Annotated in this window: 13 protein-coding genes; 9 read left to right on the forward strand and 4 right to left on the reverse strand. The window is 73.8% G+C overall.

Features of this window, described 5'->3' with window-relative positions:
- The first annotated feature begins 195 nt into the window (after positions 1–195).
- From QE401_RS15330 to mutL, 4 genes are all read left to right on the forward strand, one after another.
- The gene (locus QE401_RS15330; RefSeq protein ID WP_307139034.1) at positions 196–1,620 is read left to right on the forward strand and encodes a M16 family metallopeptidase; all 1,425 of its coding nucleotides are present in this window, start codon (positions 196–198) and stop codon (positions 1,618–1,620) included.
- Entirely contained in the window at positions 1,617–2,906 is a 1,290-nt protein-coding gene (locus QE401_RS15335; RefSeq protein WP_307139035.1) for a M16 family metallopeptidase, read from the forward strand. The genes QE401_RS15330 and QE401_RS15335 overlap by 4 nt, the downstream gene beginning before the upstream one ends.
- 165 nt (positions 2,907–3,071) lie before the next feature.
- Positions 3,072–4,733, forward strand: a complete 1,662-nt coding sequence (pgi, locus tag QE401_RS15340) for a glucose-6-phosphate isomerase (protein ID WP_307139036.1) — start codon at positions 3,072–3,074, stop codon at positions 4,731–4,733.
- 58 nt (positions 4,734–4,791) lie between these two features.
- Positions 4,792–6,654: a DNA mismatch repair endonuclease MutL gene (gene mutL / locus QE401_RS15345; protein WP_307139037.1), complete on the forward strand. Its 1,863-nt coding sequence runs from the start codon at positions 4,792–4,794 to the stop codon at positions 6,652–6,654.
- 160 nt (positions 6,655–6,814) lie between these two features.
- Here the strand turns inward: mutL and pheT are convergent, their stop codons facing one another.
- The 4 genes from pheT to rpmI all read right to left on the reverse strand — a co-directional run bounded on the left by pheT (position 6,815) and on the right by rpmI (position 11,104).
- A complete protein-coding gene (gene pheT, locus QE401_RS15350; protein ID WP_307139038.1) occupies positions 6,815–9,283 on the reverse strand; it encodes a phenylalanine--tRNA ligase subunit beta in 2,469 nt (822 codons plus the stop codon).
- 3 nt (positions 9,284–9,286) lie between these two features.
- On the reverse strand, positions 9,287–10,375 hold the full coding sequence (pheS, locus tag QE401_RS15355) for a phenylalanine--tRNA ligase subunit alpha (RefSeq protein ID WP_307139039.1): 1,089 nt from the start codon (positions 10,373–10,375) through the stop codon (positions 9,287–9,289).
- A gap of 132 nt (positions 10,376–10,507) precedes the next feature.
- On the reverse strand, positions 10,508–10,879 hold the full coding sequence (gene rplT / locus QE401_RS15360) for a 50S ribosomal protein L20 (protein WP_307139040.1): 372 nt from the start codon (positions 10,877–10,879) through the stop codon (positions 10,508–10,510).
- 18 nt (positions 10,880–10,897) lie between these two features.
- A complete protein-coding gene (rpmI, locus tag QE401_RS15365) occupies positions 10,898–11,104 on the reverse strand; it encodes a 50S ribosomal protein L35 (RefSeq protein ID WP_307139041.1) in 207 nt (68 codons plus the stop codon).
- Between the two features lie 276 nt (positions 11,105–11,380).
- Here rpmI and dapF point away from each other — a divergent pair, with 276 nt between their 5' ends.
- The 5 genes from dapF to QE401_RS15390 all read left to right on the forward strand — a co-directional run bounded on the left by dapF (position 11,381) and on the right by QE401_RS15390 (position 18,001).
- Positions 11,381–12,211, forward strand: a complete 831-nt coding sequence (gene dapF, locus QE401_RS15370) for a diaminopimelate epimerase (protein WP_307139042.1) — start codon at positions 11,381–11,383, stop codon at positions 12,209–12,211.
- Positions 12,208–13,578, forward strand: coding sequence for a tRNA (N(6)-L-threonylcarbamoyladenosine(37)-C(2))-methylthiotransferase MtaB (gene mtaB / locus QE401_RS15375; RefSeq protein WP_307139043.1), 1,371 nt, complete (start codon positions 12,208–12,210; stop codon positions 13,576–13,578). Before dapF ends, mtaB begins: the two co-directional genes overlap by 4 nt.
- Before the next feature lie 854 nt (positions 13,579–14,432).
- Positions 14,433–15,404, forward strand: coding sequence for a signal recognition particle-docking protein FtsY (ftsY, locus tag QE401_RS15380; protein ID WP_475638104.1), 972 nt, complete (start codon positions 14,433–14,435; stop codon positions 15,402–15,404).
- A 249-nt stretch (positions 15,405–15,653) separates the two neighbouring features.
- Positions 15,654–16,490, forward strand: a complete 837-nt coding sequence (locus QE401_RS15385) for an endonuclease/exonuclease/phosphatase family protein (protein ID WP_307139044.1) — start codon at positions 15,654–15,656, stop codon at positions 16,488–16,490.
- 68 nt (positions 16,491–16,558) lie between these two features.
- Positions 16,559–18,001 carry a phospholipase D family protein gene (locus QE401_RS15390; RefSeq protein ID WP_307139045.1) on the forward strand — a complete coding sequence of 481 codons (1,443 nt, stop codon included), beginning with the start codon at positions 16,559–16,561 and terminating at the stop codon, positions 17,999–18,001.
- The last annotated feature ends 117 nt before the right edge of the window (positions 18,002–18,118 follow it).

Raw genomic sequence — 18,118 nt, forward strand, 5'->3', positions numbered from 1 at the left:
GCGGAGGCCCCGCCACCGCACTGTCCCGCCGACGCGCCGCCGGAGGCCGGGCCCGGCCCGGCACAGGCGCCGGCAGCCGCGCGGGCAGCCGCGCCGGCATTGCTGGCCCCCCTGGCCCCCTCCCCGGCTGACGTCTCCGCCATGGCCGGTTTTTTCCCTGGCGCTGCCCTGCCCGCCGACCCATGTGAGGACGGCATGTCCGCGCTCACCCGCCGCGCCGCGCTCGGCGCCGCCGCCGCCCTTCCCGCGCTTGCCCTGCTGCCGCCCGGCGCGGCGGCCCAGAGCGCGCCCGCCGCCCCGCCGCCGCCGCGCTTCGCCCCGCCGCCGGGCGAGCGCCCGCTCTTCGGCGCCAGCCAATGGACCCTGCCCAACGGGCTGACCGTGCTGCATGCCGAGAACCGGCGCGCCCCGGTCGTGGCGCATTACGTCTTCTACAGCGCCGGCGCCGGCGAGGATCCGGAGGGCAGGTCGGGCCTGGCCCATTTCCTCGAGCACATGATGTTCAAGGGCAGCCGGAACGTCCCCTCGGGCGTGTTCTCGCGCCGCGTGGCGCGGGAGGGCGGGCAGGACAATGCCTTCACCTCGCGCGATGTCACCGCCTATCACCAGCATGTGGAGGCCACGCGGCTGGCGCTGGTGGCGGGCATGGAGGCGGACCGCATGGCCACCGCCCTGTTCCCCGCCGACGAGATCGAGGCCGAGCGCCAGGTGGTGCAGGAGGAGCGCCGCCAGCGCACCGAGAGCACGCCGCGCGGCCGCTTCCGCGAGGCCTGGGACGCCGCCTTCTGGGGCCGCCAGCACTGGCGCGGCCGGCCGCTGATCGGCTGGCCCGACGAGATCGCAGCGCTGTCGCGCGACGACATGCTGGAATTCTACCGCCGCTACTACACCCCGGCCAATGCCACGCTGGTGGTCACCGGCGCGATCGCCCGCGAGGAACTCGCGAAGCTGGCCGAGCAGGATTACGGCGGCATCCAGGGCCGCCCGGCCCCCTATGACAAGGCGCGGCGCGAGCGGGCCCCCGCCCCCTCCGTGCCGCAGGATGACCGGCTGGTGCAGCGCGACCCGAGCGTGCGCGAGGCGGTGTTCCTGCGCGGCTGGATCGCCCCGTCGCTCCCCGCCGGCGGCGAGGCGGCGCGGCATTGCGACCCGCTGGAGGTGCTCTCCCACCTGCTCGGCGGCGGCCAGGGCTCGCGCCTGCACAGGGCGCTGGTGGAGGCCGGCCTCGCCGTCTCCGCCGGCTGCGCCTATGACGGCGACGCCATCGGCATCGGCAATCTGGAAATCTATGTGACGCCGCGGCGCGAGGCCTCGACCGCCGCGATCGAGGCCGCCGTCACGGCCGAGATCACCCGCCTGCTCGACCAGGGCGTGACCGAGGCCGAGGTGGCGCGCTCCAGCCGCCAGCTCACCGCCGGCACGCTGCTGGCGCTCGACAGCCTGGGCACCGCGCCGCGCATCCTGGGCAGCGCGCTGGCCAATGGCATGCCGCTGGAGAGCATCGAATACTGGCCGGCGCGCATCCGCGCCGTCACCCGCACCCAGGTGGAGGCCGCCGCCCGCCATGTGCTGGCCCGCCCGGCGATGAGCGGCTGGCTGCTGCCGGAGGGCGCGGCATGAGCGGCAGCGCCCCCACCCCGCAGGCCGCCGGGACCAGCGGCTTCTCCCTGCCGATCCAGGTGGTCGAGGGGGGCGGCTTCACCGCCTGGCTGGCCGAGGATCATTCGGTCCCCGTGGTCAGCCTGGCCTGGTCCTGGCCGGGCGGCGCCGCGCTGGACCCCGCCGGGCAGGAGGGCGCCTCGGCGCTCGCCGCCGCGCTGCTGACCGAGGGCGCCGGCGATCTGGACGCGCTGGCCTTCGCCGACGCGCTGCGCGACGAGGGCATCGGCCTGGATTTCGGCGCCGACCGCGACAGTTTCAGCGGCAGCCTGCGCGCCCTGGCCCCGGCCCTGCCGGAGGCGGTGCGGCTGGCGCGGCTGGCGATGACCGCGCCGCGCCTGGCCGAGCCCGATGTGGCGCGGCTGCGGGCGCAGGCCATCGCCCGTGCCCGGCAGGCGCTGGAAGGGCCGCGCGGCCGCGCCGCCCGCGCCTTCTGGGCCGAGGCCTATCCCGACCACCCGGCCGGCCGCCCCGCCGCCGGCACCGAGGAGAGCCTGGCCGCGCTGACCGTCGAGCAGCTGCGCGCCGCGCTCGCCCGCCCGCTGCATCGCGGCCCCGGCCTGCTGGTCGCGGCGTCGGGGGCCATCGACGCCGCCGGCCTCGCCCGGCTGCTGCCCGAGCTGTTCGGCGCCCTGCCCGAGGGCGCGGTGCCGCCAGCGCCGCCCCTGCCGGAATTCCGCCGCTTCGGCACCCAGGTGGTGCCGGTGGCGGCCTCGCAATCGACCATCCTGTTCGGCCAGCAGGGCATCCCGCTGAACGACCCGGATTGGGAGACGGCGCAGATCGTGCTGCGCATCCTCTCCGGCGGCGGCTTCACCGCCCGCCTGACCCGCTCGATCCGCGAGGCGCGCGGCCTGACCTATGGCATCTCGGCGGGGCTCGACAGCATCTTCGCGCAGAGCGTGCTGGTGGGCGGCTTCGCCACCGCCAATGCCCGGGTGGGCGAGGCGCTGGCGCTGCTGCGCGAGGAATGGAAGCGCATGGCCGATGCCGGGCCGGAGGCGGCCGAGATGGAGGAGGCCGTCGCCTACATGACCGGCAGCCAGCCGCTGCAATTCACCGACAGCCGCCGCATCGCGGCGACGCTGCTGGCGATGCGGCGCAATGGCCGCCCGCTGGACTGGCTGGAGAAGCGGCCCGCCCGGCTGGCCGCGGTGACGCAGCCGGCGGCGGCGAAACTCGCGGCGCGGCTGCTCGTTCCCGACCAGCTTTCGATCACTGTCGCAGGGCAGCCCGAAGGTCTCTGAGCCCGGGCGGCGCGCCGCCCGCCGGCCGGGACCCTGGGGCCGGCCGGGGGTCGCGGCGCCGCCCGGCTGCTGGCCGGGCCGTGATCCGTCCCCGCCGCCGGGGGCCTTGCCGTTTGCGGCAGGGCCTCTAGCCTGCGGCGCACACGCCGTGAGGGGGATGACGGGATGACCACAGCGCGCGAGACGGCCTGGAGCCGGGTCGAGGAACTGGCGCGCCGGCCGGGGGCGGGGGCGATCCGTGCCCTGTTCGCCGCCGATCCGCAGCGTTTCGAGCGGTTCCACCGCGAGGCCTGCGGCATCCTGCTCGACCTCTCCAAGACCTCGATCGACGACCAGGCGATGGCCGGGCTGCTGGAGCTGGCCCAGGCCTGCGACGTGCTGCCGCGGCGCGACGCCATGGCGGCGGGCGAGATCGTCAACACCACCGAGAAGCGCGCCGTGCTGCACATGGCGCTGCGCGCGCCGCGCGGCGCCGGCTATCGCGCGCGGCTGCCGGAGGGCGGCACCGAGGATGCCTCGGCCTCGGTGGACGAGACGCTGGCGGCGATGAAGCGCTTCACCCGCGCCATCCATCGCGGCGAGATCCGCGGCGCGACGGGCGAGACCTTCACCGATGTCATCAATATCGGCATCGGCGGCTCCGATCTCGGCCCCTACATGATCGGCCGGGCGCTGTGGAACGCCCGCTCGCCGATGCGGCCGCTCTATCTGGCCAATGCCGATGCGCACAATTGGGAGGCGATCCGGCCGCGGCTGAACCCGCACCGCACCCTGGTGCTGATCGCGTCGAAGACCTTCACCACCGCCGAGACCATGGCCAATGCGCGCATCGTGCGCGGCTGGCTGGAGCAGAATCTGGGCGAGATGGGCGCCCGCCGCCATCTGGTGGCGCTGTCCACCAACCATGAGGCGACGGCCGCCTTCGGCGTGGCGCCGGAGCGCGTCTTTGGCTTCCATGACTGGGTCGGCGGCCGCTTCTCGCTCTGGTCGGCGATCGGGCTGTCCATCGCGCTGTCCTGCGGCTGGACCGCCTTCTCCAACCTGCTGGCCGGCGCGCGCGCCATGGACGAGCATTTCCTGACCGCGCCGCCGGAGCGCAACCTGCCGCTGCTGCTGGCGCTGACCACCATCTGGCATGTCAACGGGCTCGGCCTGCGCAGCCAGGCCATCCTGCCCTATGACCACCGCCTCTCCCGCTTCCCCGCCCATCTCCAGCAGCTGGAGATGGAGAGCCTGGGCAAGAGCGTGACGCTGGACGGCCACAAGGTGGCGCGCGAGACCGGCCCGGTGATCTTCGGCGAGCCCGGCACCAACGCGCAGCATTCCTTCATGCAGCTGCTGCACCAGGGCACCACCCCGGTGCCGGCGGATTTCGTGCTGGTCGCCAATCCCGACCATCCCTTTGCCGAGAATCACCGCCTGCTGCTCTCCAACGGCCTGGCCCAGGCCGAGGCGCTGCTGCGCGGCCGCTCGACCGAGGAGGTGGAGCAGGAGATGCGCGCCGCCGGCGTGGCCGAGGCGGAGATCCGCCGCCTCCTGCCGCACCGCCTGTTCCCGGGCGACCGGCCCAGCACCACCCTGCTGCTCGACAAGCTCGACCCCGCCTCGCTCGGCGCGCTGGTGGCGCTGTATGAGCACAAGGTGTTCTGCCTGGGCGCGCTGTGGGACATCGACGCCTTCGACCAATGGGGCGTCGAGCTGGGCAAGCAGCTGGCCAAGTCGATCCTGCCGGAGCTGGAGCCGGAGGGGCAGATCGGCCGCCACGACCCCTCCACCGCCGGCCTCATCACCCGCATCCGCGACCTGCAATACGCCGCCGCCGACTGAGGCGCTTGCCGCCCCCCTCCCCTGGCGAAACCGGGGGGGGCGGCGCTACATCCTGGGCATGGACCGCATCCGCCTGCTTTCCGCCACCACCGCCGACCGCATCGCGGCCGGCGAGGTGGTCGAGCGCCCCGCCGCCGCGGTGAAGGAGCTGGTGGAGAACGCGCTGGATGCCGGCGCCACCCAGATCGTCGTGGCGCTGGAGGGCGGCGGTGTCGGCCGCATCCTGGTCGAGGATGACGGCCAGGGCATGAGCCCGGCCGATCTGGCGCTGTGCATCGAGCGCCACGCCACCTCCAAGCTGCCGGAGGAGGCGGCGCTGTTCCGCATCGCGACGCTGGGCTTCCGCGGCGAGGCGCTGCCCTCGATCGGCGCGGTCGCGCGGCTGACCCTGACCAGCCGCGTGCCGGGTGGCGAGGCCTTCCGCATCGATGTCGAGGGCGGCGCCAAGAGCGAGATCCGCCCCGCCGCCGGCGCGCCCGGCACCCGTGTCGAGGTGCGCGACCTGTTCTATGCCACCCCGGCGCGGCGCAAATTCCTCAAGACGCCGGCCACCGAATCCGGCCATGCGGTGGAGGCGGTGAAGCGCCTGGCGCTCGCCTGGCCCGAGGTCGGCTTCCGCATGGAGGTCGAGGGGCGGACGGTGCTGAACCTGGCCGCCGGCGACCGCCGCACCCGGCTGCAGGCGCTGCTCGGCCCGGATTTCGCCCGCGCCGCCGTGCCCGTCTCCGGCGGGCGGGAGGAGCTGGCCCTGCAGGGCTTCGCTGGCCTGCCGACCCTGACCCGCGCCACGGCGGCGGAGCAGCATCTGGTGGTCAATCGCCGCCCGGTGCGCGACCAGCTGCTGCGCGCGGCGCTGCGCGTCGCCTATCGCGACCTGATCGCCCCCGGCCGCCACCCGGTCGCCGCCCTGTTCCTGGAGCTGCCGCCCGAGCTGGTGGATGTGAATGTCCACCCGATGAAGACCGAGCTGCGCTTCCGCGACGCCGCCGCGGTGCGCGGCGCGCTGATCTCGGCGCTGCGCCGGGCGCTGGCCATCGGCGCCGCCGATTCCCCCACCGCCACGCCAAGGGACGAGAATGAGGAGGAGGGCCCGGCCTGGCCGGTGGCGGGCCGCGGCTGGCCGGGCCCCGCCGGCCCCATGGCCGGCGAGCCCGCCGGGTCCTGGGCCGCGCCGCCAGGCGACGACCCCGCCCCCTTCCCCGGCTTCGCCGAGACCGCGCCGCCGCCGGGCGAGCCGCGGATGCATGGCTTCTCCTGGCAGCCCGGCCTGCGCCTGCCCGCCCCCCGCCCGCGCCCCGAACCCCCGCTCCAGGCGCCGCTGCCCTCGCCGGAGGAGGAAGGTCCGCTCGGCCGCCCGGTGGCGCAGCTGCTGGAGACCTACATCCTGGCCGAGGCGCCCGATGGCGCCCTGGTGCTGGTCGACCAGCACGCGGCGCATGAGCGGCTGACCCATGAGCAGCTGAAGACCCAGCTGCTGGAGGGCGGGGTGCGCACCCAGCCTTTGCTGATCCCGGCCGTGGTCGAACTGCCCGCCACCGACGCCGCCCGCCTGCTGGAAGCGGCGCCGACCCTGGCCCGGCTCGGCCTGGAGATCGAGGATTTCGGCGCGGCGACGCTGCTGGTGCGCTCGCTGCCCGCCCTGCTCGGCAATCCCGACCCGGCGCCGCTGCTGCGCGACCTCTGCGCGGAACTTGCCGAATGGGAGGAAAGCACGGCGCTGGAACGCCGGCTGGACGCGGCCATCGCAAGGCTGGCATGCCATGGCTCGATCCGCGCCGGGCGCCGCCTCAACCCGGCCGAGATGAGCGCCCTGCTGCGCCAGATGGAGGCGACACCGCGCGCCTCCACCTGCTCCCACGGGCGGCCGACCTGGCTGCGCATGGGCAAGGCCGAGCTGGAAAAGCTGTTCGGGCGGCGCTGAAGGCCGGGCGCGGGTTCTTGAGAGGGGCTTTGCCCCTCTCAAACTCTCCCCACCAAAGGCCTGAGGCCTTTGGAAACCCATTTGTCGGGACCCAACTGAAGGCGGGTGCAGGGGACCCTGTCCCCTGCTGGGGGTGTTTGAGGGGGCAAAGCCCCCTCAATCAGCGCAGCGTGGCGCCGGTCGCCTTGGCCACGGCGGCGACGATCCTGGCGCCCACCGCCTCGATCTCCGCATCCGTCAGGCTGGCCTCGCGCGGCTGCAGCGTCACCTCCAGCGCCAGCGACACCTTGCCCTCCGGCAGCTTCTCGCCCGCATAGCGGTCGAACAGCGCCACATCGACGATCAGCGCCCGCTCGGCGCCGCGCGCGGCGCGGACCAGGTTCTCCGCCGGCACGCCGGCATCGACCAGGAAGGCGAAATCGCGCTTCAGCGGCTGGAAGGCCGGCAGATCGGGCACCGCCTTCTTCTTGCGCTTGGGCTCGGGCACGGCGTCCAGGAACACCTCGAACCCCGCCGCGGCCCCGGCCAAACCGAGTTCCTCGCGCAGCTTCGGATGCAGCTCGCCGAAATGGGCCAGCACCGTCTTCGGCCCCTGCCGCACCACGCCCGAGCGGCCGGGGTGGTAATGCCCCGGCGCGTCCGCCGTGACCGTCAGCGCCGCCATCGGCACGCCGAGCGCCGCCAGCACCGCCAGCGCATCGCCCTTGGCGTCCATCGCATCGACGGCCCGCGCCGGCTCGGCCCAGTGGCGCGGCGTCTCGCCCAGGCGCAGCCCGGCGGCGACCGCCTTCTGCCCCTCGGGCGAGGCGTCCAGATAGGCGGCGCCCAGCTCGGACAGCGCCACATCCGGATAGCCGCGCGCCGCGTTGCGTGCCGCCGCCTGCGCCAGGCTGGCCAGCGGCGTCGGGCGCATCTGGTCCAGATCGGCGGCGATCGGATTGTCGAGGCGCAGCATGGCCGGGGTCTCGCCGAAGCGGGCGGCGGTCACGCTGTCCAGGAAGCCGAAGGAGACGCAATCCAGCATGCCGCGCGCCGCCATGACGCGCCGCGCCAGGCTGGCCCGCGCCTGCTTCGGCGTCAGCGCCGGGCGCGGCACCGGGGAGGCCACCGGCAGCGACACCGGCGGGATGCGGTCCAGCCCGGGGATGCGCAGCACCTCCTCCAGCAGATCGCATTCCGGCTCGATCACCGCGCAGCCCTCGGCGGCGGCCTGGGCACGCTCGGGCGACAGGCCAGGGCCCTGCGCCAGCGCGCCGGGGGAAGCGATGTCGTTGCGCCAGGAGGGGACGGAAACCGTGACCTTCTCCGCATCCCGCGCCACCACGCCGAAGCCCAGCCGCTCCAGGATGGCGACCGCCTCATCGGCGGACAGATCGCTGCCGCCAAGCCCGGCGATGCGGGCGAAGCGCAGGCTGGCCTGGCGCTGCCAGGCAGGCTCGGCCCCGGCCTCGGTCACTTCGGAGGGCTCGCCGCCGCAGAGTTCGATGACCATGGCGGTGGCCGCATCCAGCGCCGTCGGCAGCAGCGCCGGGTCGATACCGCGCTCGAAGCGGGCGCGGGCGTCGGAGCGGAGGTCGTGCCGCCGGCCCGAGAGCGCGATGCGCACCGGGTCGAACAGCGCGCATTCGATGAAGACCTCGCGGGTCGCCTCGTCGGAGCCGGAATGCTCGCCGCCCATGATGCCGGCCAGGCTCTCGACCGCCTCGGCATCGGCGATCACCAGATCCTCCGGCGTCACGGCCACGTCCTTGCCGTTCAGCGCCAGGAATTTTTCGCCGTCGCGGCCACGGCGCAGGAACAGCTCGCTGCCCTTCACCTTCGCCACGTCGAAGACGTGCAGGGGACGGCCGAGGTCATAGGTGAAGAAATTGGTGATATCGACCAGCGCGTTGATCGGGCGCAGCCCGATCGAGACCAGCCGGTCCTGCAGCCATTTCGGCGAGGGGCCGTTCTTCACCCCGCGCACGGCGCGGCCGACCACCCAGGGGCAGCTTTCCGCATCCTGCAGCACCCAGCGCAGCGGCGAGGGATACACACCCTCGACCTTCGCCGGGGCGAAGGGCTTCAGTGTGCCGAGGCCCGCGGCCGCCAGGTCGCGCGCGATGCCGCGGATCGACAGCGCATCGCCCCGGTTCGGCGTGACCGAGATCTCGACCACCGGATCGTCCAGCCCGGCCCAGCGCGCATAGACCTCGCCCACCGGCGCGTCCTCGGGCAGGTCCAGGATACCCTCATGGTCGTCGCCGAGGCCGAGCTCGCGGGCGGAGCACAGCATGCCCTCGCTCTTCACGCCGCGGATTTCTCCCACTTTCAGCACCATGCCGTTGGCGGGGACAACCGCGCCGGGCAGGCCGAGCACGGCCTTCATGCCGGTGCGCGCATTCGGCGCGCCGCAGACGACGGAACGGATCACGCCATCGCCGACATCCACCTTGCAGGCGCGCAGGCGGTCGGCATTCGGGTGCTGCACCGCCTCGATGACATGGGCGATGCGGAAGGGCGCCAGCGCCGCGCCGCGATCCTCGACGCCCTCGACCTCCAGGCCGATGGTGTTCAGCGCGGTGGTGATCTGGTCGAGGCTCGCCTCGGTCTCGAGATGCTGCTTCAGCCAGCTGACAGAGAACTTCATTGCTCAGACCCCTTCGGCCAGGGTGGCGGGGGAGAGCACGGGCGCGCCGTAATGGCGCAGCCAGCGGACATCGCTCTCATAGAAGGGGCGCAGATCCGGGATGCCGTGCTTCAGCATGGTGATGCGCTCGATGCCCATGCCGAAGGCGAAGCCCTGCCACTCGCGCGGGTCGATGCCGCAATTGGCCAGCACCTTCGGGTGGACCATGCCGCTGCCCAGGATCTCCAGCCAGTCGCCGCCGCGGCCGAGCTCGCCGGTCTTCCGGTTCCAGCCGATATCGACCTCCATGGAGGGCTCGGTGAAGGGGAAGTAGGAGGAGCGGAAGCGCACCGGCAGGTCGGAGATGCCGAAGAAGGCGCGGAGAAAATCGATCAGGCAGCCCTTCAGATGGCCGAGGGTGATGCCGCGGTCGATCACCAGCCCCTCCACCTGGTGGAACATCGGGCTGTGCGTCGCGTCATGGTCGGCGCGCCAGGTGCGGCCGGGCACGATGACGCGGATCGGCGGCGGCTGGTCCAGCATGGTGCGGATCTGCACCGGGCTGGTGTGGGTGCGCAGCACCGGGCGCGCCTCGTTCGCGCCGGGGCGGGCGGGCAGGTAGAAGGTGTCGTGGTCCTGCCGCGCCGGGTGGTGGCTCGGGATGTTCAGCGCGCTGAAATTGTACCAGTCGCCTTCGATATCCGGCCCCTCGGCCAGGGCGAAGCCCATGGCGCCGAAGATCGCCACGATCTCCTCGACCGTGCGGGCGATCGGGTGGATGGCGCCCTGCTCGGGCCCGGCGGGGGGGAAGGGGCGCGGCGGCAGCGTCACATCCAGCCGCTCGGCGGCCAGGCGGGCCTCGAGCGCGGCGGCGTCGAGGGCGACACGGCGCGCCTCGATGGCGCCTTCCAGCGCGGTCTTCAGCCGGTTCAGCGCGGCGCCGCGCTCCTTGCGCGCCTCGGCGGGCACGCCGCCCAGACCCTTCAGCAGGGCGGTCAGCTGGCCGTTCTTGCCCAGCACGCCCACCCGCACCGCATCCAGCGCGCGCAGATCGGCGGCCTGGGCCAGCGCGGCCTCGGTCTCCGCCTGCAGGGTGGCGAGGTCATCCGTCATCGGTTCGTCCCGTCCGTGGCAGACCGTATCGGCGATCGATACGAAAAAAGCCGCCGGACGCCCTGGTGACCCAGGGCGGCGGCGGCTCGTTCTATCCGTCATCCCCCTGGTTCGCACCAGGGGGCGCAGACATTACGCCTCGGCCGAAGCCGGCAGCGCCGCCTTGGCCTTCTCGACCAGGGCGCCAAAGGCAGCGGCGTCATCGAAGGCGATGGTGGCCAGCACCTTGCGGTCCAGCTCGATGTTCGCGGCCTTCAGGCCGGCGATGAACTTCGAGTAGGTCAGGCCATGCTCGCGCACGGCCGCGTTGATGCGCTGGATCCACAGGCCGCGGAACTCACGCTTCTTAACGCGACGGTCGCGATAGGCGTATTGCAGGGCCTTCTCGACGCGCTCCAGCGCGGGGCGATAGGCCTTGGAGGAACGGCCCACATAGCCCTTGGCGAGCTTCAGGACCTTCTTGTGGCGGGCATGGGCGGCAACGCCGCGCTTAACACGAGCCATGGGTTCAGATCCTCTGTCTTACCGGGCCGAACCGTACGGCATCCACTGCTTCACCGTGTCACCATCCTGCTTCTCCAGCACGAAGGTGCCGCGGTTCTGCCGCTTCATCTTGTTCGTCTTGGCGGTCAGCATGTGGCGCTTGTTGCCGGCGCCAGCCTTCACCTTGCCGGTCGCCGTCAGCGTGAAGCGCTTCTTGACGCTCGACTTCGTCTTCATCTTGGGCATTTCGGTCTCCTGGTCATCGAGGTCCCCGCCCCGGAAGGAGGCGGGCACGAAACCGCGGCCGGGCATGCCCTACAGGCCCGGACGCGCGGGAAGGAGCGCGCCTATAGCGGGAGTCGCGCCGCGACGGCAAGGCTCATTCGCCCTGCCCCGGCGCGGCCCTGCCGCGCGCCCTGATGCAGGTCGGTTCCAAGCACGGCCTTGGGGCGCGGCAGGCACGGCGCCCGCGCATGCGCGCGCCCCTTCATTTGCGTCGCACAACGGGGCATATCCTGCTGCATGATCCCGTTCCGGAAGATGCACGGTCTGGGCAACGACTTCATCGTGGTCGATGCCCGCCCCGCCCCGCTGAAGCTGAGCCCGACCCGCATCGCCGCCCTGTCGGACCGGCACCGGGGGATCGGCTGCGACCAGTTCATCACGCTGGAGACCCCCGAGGCGGGCGCCGATGTCTTCATGCGCATCCACAACCCGGACGGGTCGGAGGCCGAGGCCTGCGGCAATGCCACGCGCTGCATCGCCTGGCTGCTGATGGCCGAGACCGGCCGCGACCAGGTGGTGGTGCGCACGGTGCGCGGCGACCTGCCCTGCGAGCGGCTGGCGGACGGCACCATCCGCGCCGATATGGGCCCGCCTTCGCTCGCCTGGCAGGAGGTGCCGCTGGCCGAGGCGATGGACACCACCCATCTGCCGATCGATCTCGGCGCGGTGGCCGACCCGGCCGCCTGCTCGATGGGCAATCCGCACGCCACCTTCTTTGTCGAGTCGCTGGACGGGCTGGACTGGCAGGCGCTGGGGCCGGTGGCCGAGCACCACCCGCTGCTGCCGCAGCGCGCCAATATCGGCTTCGCCGAGGTAGTCTCGCCCGAGCATATCCGGCTGGCCATCTGGGAGCGCGGCGCGGGGCCGACGCTGGCCTGCGGCTCCGGTGCCTGCGCCACGCTGGTGAACGCGCATCGGCGCGGCCTGGCCAGCCGGCGCGCCCGCATCGACCTGCCCGGCGGCACGCTGGAGCTGGAATGGCGGGTCTCGGACAATCACGTGCTGATGGGCGGGCCGGTGGCCACCGCCTTTCTCGGCCAGTTCGACCCCGATTCCTTCCCGGCATGAGCGCGGCGCGTCCCGCGCCTGAGACCCCGGTTCCGGAGATCCTGGCGCCGGGCCCCGGCGCGCAGCAAGGCGGCGGGGAGGAGGAATCGCCGGGGGGCGGGCTGGAGGATGGCCCGGTCCGCGTGCTGAGCTTCGGCTGCCGGCTGAACACCTATGAGAGCACGGCGATGCGGGCGCTGGCGCTGCGCGCCGGGCATCGCGACGCCGTGCTGGTCAACACCTGCGCCGTCACCGCCGAGGCCGAGCGCCAGGCGCGCAAGGCGATCCGCCGCGCGCATCGCGAGCAGCCGGGGGTGCCGATCCTGGTCACCGGCTGCGCCGCGCAGATTTCTCCCAGTTCATGGGCCGCTCTGCCTGGTGTCACCCGCGTGATCGGCAATGCCGACAAGCTGAAGCCGGAGGCCTGGGCGCCCGGGGTCATCCCCGCCCCGGTCACCGACATCATGGCGGCGACCGAGACGGCGGCGCATCTGGTGACCGATTTCGCCGGCCGCGCCCGCGCCTTCGTCCAGGTGCAGCAGGGCTGCGACCATCGCTGCACCTTCTGCGTCATCCCCTATGGCCGCGGCCCCTCGCGTTCCGTCCCCATGGGCGCGGTGGTGGAGCAGGCGCGCGCCCTGGTCGCGCGCGGCTACAATGAGCTGGTGCTGACCGGCGTCGACATCACCAGCTACGGCCCCGATTTGCCGGGCCGGCCGACGCTGGGCCAGCTGGTGCGGCGGCTGCTGGCGCTGCTGCCGGAACTGCAGCGGCTGCGCCTCTCCTCGCTCGACCCGGTGGAGATCGACGAGGATCTCTGGCGGCTGATCGCCGAGGAGCCCCGGCTGATGCCGCATCTGCATCTCTCGCTGCAGCATGGCGACGATGTGATGCTGAAGCGCATGAAGCGCCGCCACAGCCGCGCCGACGCCCTGGCCTGCGCCCGCCGCGCCCGCGCGTTGCGGCCCGGCATCGCCTTCGGCGCCGATCTGATCGCCGGCTTCCCGACCGAGACCGAGGCGCATTTCACCCGCATGCTGGAGATGGTGGAGGAGGCGGGGCTGCATTTCCTGCACGTCTTCCCTTATTCGGAACGGCCGGGCACCCCCGCCGCCCGCATGCCGCAACTGCCGGTGCCGCTGCGGCGCGAACGCGCGACCCGGCTGCGCGAGGCCGGCGCCGCCGCCGCGCGGCGCTTCTACGAATCCCGTCTGGGGCAGGAGGAAACCGTGCTGCTGGAACGCCGCGACCGAGGCCATACCGAGCATTTCTGCCCGGTCCGGGTGGAGCTGCCCGCCGGGCTGGAGCCTGACGCCCTGCACGGCGCGCTGCTGCGGCTACGCCCGCATGCGGCCAGCGCCGACGGCCTGCTGGCGCGGGTGGCCTGACCATGGCGCTGCGTGATCTCTGGGCCCGGCTGACCGGCCGCGAGAAGGAGCGGCCCGCCGAGGAGACCCCGGCCGCCGAGAGCCCGGCCGAGGCCCTGGCCCCGCCCGCGCCGGAACCGGCACCGGCATCCGAGCCGGAGCCCGAGCCGGCCCCGCCCCCCGCCGCGCTGAGCCCCGCCGCCAACGCCCCGGCCCCGGCCGAGACGCGCAGCCCGGCGCCCGAGCCGCCGCCGCCGCCGCATCTGCCGCCCGAGACGGTGGCGCCGCCCGAGACCCGCTCCGACGCGCTGGAGGAGGCCGGGGACCGCCTGGCGCCCGAGCCGCGGCCGGAGCACGCCGCCACCCCGCCGCGCGGCGACAATGCCGAGCATCCGCCCGCCTCCTGGCAGCCGCCCGAGGCCGAGGAGGAGGAGGCACCGCCCGAGCCCGCGCCGGCCCAGCCCGCGCCGGCCCAGCCTGCACCGGCCCAGCCTGCACCGGCCCAGCCTGGCCCGGGCGATCTGCCGCCGCGCCTGCCCGAGCAGCCGCCGCTGACCCCGCCCATGGCGCCGCCCCCGCCGCCCGAGCTGCCGCCCGCCGAGCAGCCCGAACCGCCGCCGGTGCCGCCCGAGACCCCGCCCCCCGCCCCCGCGCCGCGCCCCGGCCTGCCGGAGGCGCCGCCGGGCTGGCAGCCCTCCCCGCCCGAGATGCCGGTGCCGGGCCGCCCGGACGGCATCCCGGTGCCGCCGCCGGAACTGCCCCCGGCCGCCCCGCCCGAGCTGCCGCCGGAGCGGCCGCTGGAGGTGCCGCCGCCACCCCCCGCTCCGCGCGCCGAGGCGCCCGCCCCGCAGCCCTTCGCCGCGCCGCCGATCGCCCTGGCGCCTAGCCCTGCTGCCGATGCCCCCGAGGCGGAGGCCGAGGAAGCGCCGCGCGGCGGCTTCTTCGCCCGGCTGAAGGCCGGCCTGTCGCGCTCCACCGCGCGGCTGACCGATGGCCTCACCGGCCTGTTCACCAGGCGCAAGCTGGACGAGGCGGCGCTGGAGGAGCTGGAGGAGGCGCTGATCACCGCCGATCTCGGCGTCGCCGCGTCGCAGCGCATCGTCGAGCGCTTCCGCAAGACCCGCTTCGGCAAGGAGGTCTCCGACCTCGAGGTGAAGGAGGCGCTGGCCGAGGAGATCGCCGCCATCCTGGCCCCCGTGGCGAAGCCGCTGGAGATCGATGCCGCGAAGCGCCCGCATGTCGTGCTGGTGGTCGGCGTCAACGGCACCGGCAAGACCACCACCATCGCCAAGCTCGGCCAGCAATTCGGCGAGCAGGGGAAGAAGGTGGCCTTCGTCGCCGGCGACACCTTCCGCGCCGCCGCGGTGGAGCAGCTGCAGATCTGGGGCAACCGCACCGGCGCCCAGGTGCATGCCCCGGCGAAGCAGGGGGCGGATGCCGCCGGCCTGGCCTTCGACGCGCTGAAGGCGGCGCAGGAGGACGGCACCGAGATCCTGCTGGTCGACACCGCCGGCCGCCTGCACAACAAGGGCGCGCTGATGGAGGAGCTGCGCAAGGTGGTGCGCGTCATGCAGCGCGTCGACCCGACCGCGCCGCATTCCGTGCTGCTGGTGCTGGACGCCACCACCGGCCAGAACGCCACCCAGCAATGCAAGGTCTTCGCCGAGATGGTGAATGTCACCGGGCTGGTCGTTACCAAGCTGGACGGCTCGGCCAAGGGCGGCATCGTCGTGGCGCTGGCCCAGGAATTCGGCCTGCCGGTGCATGCCGTCGGCGTCGGTGAGAAGGCGGCGGATCTGCGGCCCTTCTCGGCGCGGGACTACGCCCGGTCGCTGCTCGGGCTTTGAGACAGGGGGCTCCGCCCCCTGCACCCCCGCCGGGGTGGCAGGGCCACCCCGGACCCCGCCTTCCGTTCAGAAAGCCTCAACCGGGCTGGGGCAGGGTCGCCCCGCCGGCAGGGCAGCGCCCCGTCCGGTGCGGTGCAACAGGCTTGGAAACCATGGCTGCGCTTCCTAGGTTTTTCCCCAGGCGGTGCCACGCTGCCGCCATTCCACCAGGCGGAGGGCAGCACCGATGAGCAACCGGACCACCAGCGCATGAGCAGCCCGCAGCGGCAGGAAGCGGGGCTGGCCGGGCTGCGGCAGGCGCATGGCATTCCCGCCCTGCCCGCCATCGCGCCCGCCCCCGCCAGCACCGCGCCGATCACCGTCGCCTCCTACAATGTGCACAAATGCGTCGGCCTCGACCGCCGCTTCGACCCCTCGCGCATCGCCCGCGTCATCGCCGAGATGGCGCCCGACCTGGTCGCGGTGCAGGAGGCCGATCGCCGCTTCGGCCGCCGCATCGGCCTGCTCGACACCGACGCGCTGGGCGAGATCGGGCTCAGCCTGGTGCCCGTCTCCCGCCTGCCGGACGGGCATGGCTGGCACGGCAACGCGCTGCTGGTGCGGCAGGGCACGCCGCTTTCGGTGCAGCGCCTGGCCCTGCCGGGGGCGGAGCCGCGGGGTGCCGTGATCGTCGAGCTGGAGCTGCCCTCGGGCAGGCTGCGGGTCGTCGCCGCGCATTTCGGCCTGCTGCGCCGCTGCCGCGCCCGCCAGGGCGCCGCCATCCTGGAGGCGATCGCCGCCGGCCCGGCCATGCCGACGCTGATGATGGGCGACCTGAACGAATGGCGGCCGGGCCGGCGCTCCTCGCTGCGCGCGCTGGAGCCCTTCTTCGGGCCCACCATCGGCTTCGGCCCGGCCAGCTTCCCCTCGCGCATGCCCGTCTTCGCGCTCGACCGCATCCTTGGCTGGCCGCAGGGCGTTGTCCGGGATGTGCAGGTCCATGACACCCCGCTGGCGCGCATCGCCTCCGACCATCTGCCGCTGAAGGCCCGGCTCAGCCTGGCCCCGGCCCAGGCGCTCGGCCCCGGCGTGTCGGTCGCGGCATGACCGCGCCGATCGCCCCGGAAGCGCTGCGCGATGCCCCCCCGCTTCCCCCGCCGCCGGAGGTCCCGCTGATGGCCCCCGTGCTGGCCGGCGCCGCCCCGCTGCCCTCCACCGCCGATGCCTGGGCCGATTCGCTGCCCGAGGGCGCCGAGACCGGCCTGGCCCTGGTCAGCGACGGGCTGGAAGGCTTCATGCTGCGCGCCGCGACGGCCCGCGCCGCCGGCCGCACCCTGGACCTGCAATATTACCGCTGGTCGGACGACATCACCGGCGGGCTGCTGGCGCGCGAGGTGCTGCGCGCCGCCGATCGCGGCGTGCGGGTGCGCATGCTGCTGGATGACAGCTACGCCCTGGGCGCCGAATGGCGCATCACCCTGCTGGCGGCGCATCCGCGCATCGAGGTGAAGCTGTTCAACACGGCGCGGCTGCGCTGGCTCGGCCAGTTTGGCCTCGGCGTGGAATTCGCCCTGGGCGGCTGGCACCTGAACCACCGCATGCACAACAAGAACTGGGTGGCCGATGGCCGCCTGGCGCTGGTCGGCGGCCGCAACATCGCCGATGCCTATTTTGACGCCGCCGGCGATTTCAACTTCCGCGACCTCGACATGCTGATCGCCGGTCAGGCGGCGCGCCAGGCGCAGGATGCCTTCGGCGCCTATTGGGCCAGCAGCCTGGCCCGGCCGGTGGAACAGTTCCGGAAGGTCGCCGGCATCTCGCCCGAGGCGCTGGAGGATTTCCGCGCCGAGCTGGAGGCGATGCCGGATTCCGACAAGGCGCGGCCCTATCTGCAGGCGCTCGCCGCGCGCCGCTCGGCGCTGCTCGACCCCGGCCGCGCCCTGCTGCCGGCGGAGGGCGAGGTGCGCGTGCTGGCCGACCCGCCGGCCAAGGCGCAGGGCCGCGGCATTGGCGGCGGCATGGCCCCGGCCGTCGAGGCGCTGCTGCGCGGCGCCGAGCGCGAGGCGGTGCTGATCTCGCCCTATTTTGTGCCCGGCCGGCACGGGCTGCGGCTGATCGGCCAGCTGCGCCGCCGCGGCGTGGCGGTGACGGTGATCACCAATTCGCTGGCGGCGACCGACGTGGTCGCGGTGCACAGCGGCTATGCCCGCTACCGCAAGCACCTGCTGCGCTTCGGCGTGCGGCTCTACGAGCTGAAGCGCAGCGGCGACCATGGCAGCGGCGTGTTCGGCTCGCGCGGCGCCAGCCTGCACACCAAGGCGATGCTGGTGGATGGGCAGGCGGTGTTCGTGGGTTCCTTCAACCTCGACCCGCGCTCGGCCAATCTGAACACCGAGATGGGCGCCTTCGCCCGCCACGCGGCGCTCGGCGCGCAGCTGCGGCAGGAGGCGGAGCGGCTGACCGATCCCTGCCGCTCCTACCGCCTCGGCCTCGGCCGGCTGCGCCGCCTGTCCTGGACCGACGAGACCGGCACGGTGCATGCCGAGCCCGATGCCTCCTGGAGCCGCCGGCTGATGGCCCGCGCCATCCGCTATTTCCCGCTGGAGGCGCAGCTCTAGCGGCCGGCGGGCCGCGCTTCCGGGCTGCTGGCCGGACGGCTCCCGAGGGGCAGGGGCGCCCGGCGGCCCCCCTCCACACCCCGCCAAACCGGCAGGCTGCTGCGGCGGGTGCCCGCC

Source organism: Pseudoroseomonas cervicalis (assembly GCF_030818485.1).
GTDB classification, from domain to species: Bacteria; Pseudomonadota; Alphaproteobacteria; order Acetobacterales; family Acetobacteraceae; genus Pseudoroseomonas; species Pseudoroseomonas cervicalis_A.

What these genes read in the sequence shown, in the direction of transcription:
- QE401_RS15330 (WP_307139034.1), top strand. Translation starts at nt 196, where the DNA reads ATGTCCGCGCTCACCCGCCGCGCCGCGCTCGGCGCCGCCGCCGCCCTT.
- pgi (WP_307139036.1), top strand. Translation starts at nt 3,072, where the DNA reads ATGACCACAGCGCGCGAGACGGCCTGGAGCCGGGTCGAGGAACTGGCG.
- mtaB (WP_307139043.1), top strand. Translation starts at nt 12,208, where the DNA reads ATGAGCGCGGCGCGTCCCGCGCCTGAGACCCCGGTTCCGGAGATCCTG.
- dapF (WP_307139042.1), top strand. Translation starts at nt 11,381, where the DNA reads ATGATCCCGTTCCGGAAGATGCACGGTCTGGGCAACGACTTCATCGTG.
- pheT (WP_307139038.1), bottom strand. Translation starts at nt 9,283, where the DNA reads ATGAAGTTCTCTGTCAGCTGGCTGAAGCAGCATCTCGAGACCGAGGCG.
- QE401_RS15390 (WP_307139045.1), top strand. Translation starts at nt 16,559, where the DNA reads ATGGCCCCCGTGCTGGCCGGCGCCGCCCCGCTGCCCTCCACCGCCGAT.
- rplT (WP_307139040.1), bottom strand. Translation starts at nt 10,879, where the DNA reads ATGGCTCGTGTTAAGCGCGGCGTTGCCGCCCATGCCCGCCACAAGAAG.
- QE401_RS15335 (WP_307139035.1), top strand. Translation starts at nt 1,617, where the DNA reads ATGAGCGGCAGCGCCCCCACCCCGCAGGCCGCCGGGACCAGCGGCTTC.
- mutL (WP_307139037.1), top strand. Translation starts at nt 4,792, where the DNA reads ATGGACCGCATCCGCCTGCTTTCCGCCACCACCGCCGACCGCATCGCG.
- rpmI (WP_307139041.1), bottom strand. Translation starts at nt 11,104, where the DNA reads ATGCCCAAGATGAAGACGAAGTCGAGCGTCAAGAAGCGCTTCACGCTG.
- pheS (WP_307139039.1), bottom strand. Translation starts at nt 10,375, where the DNA reads ATGACGGATGACCTCGCCACCCTGCAGGCGGAGACCGAGGCCGCGCTG.
- QE401_RS15385 (WP_307139044.1), top strand. Translation starts at nt 15,654, where the DNA reads ATGAGCAGCCCGCAGCGGCAGGAAGCGGGGCTGGCCGGGCTGCGGCAG.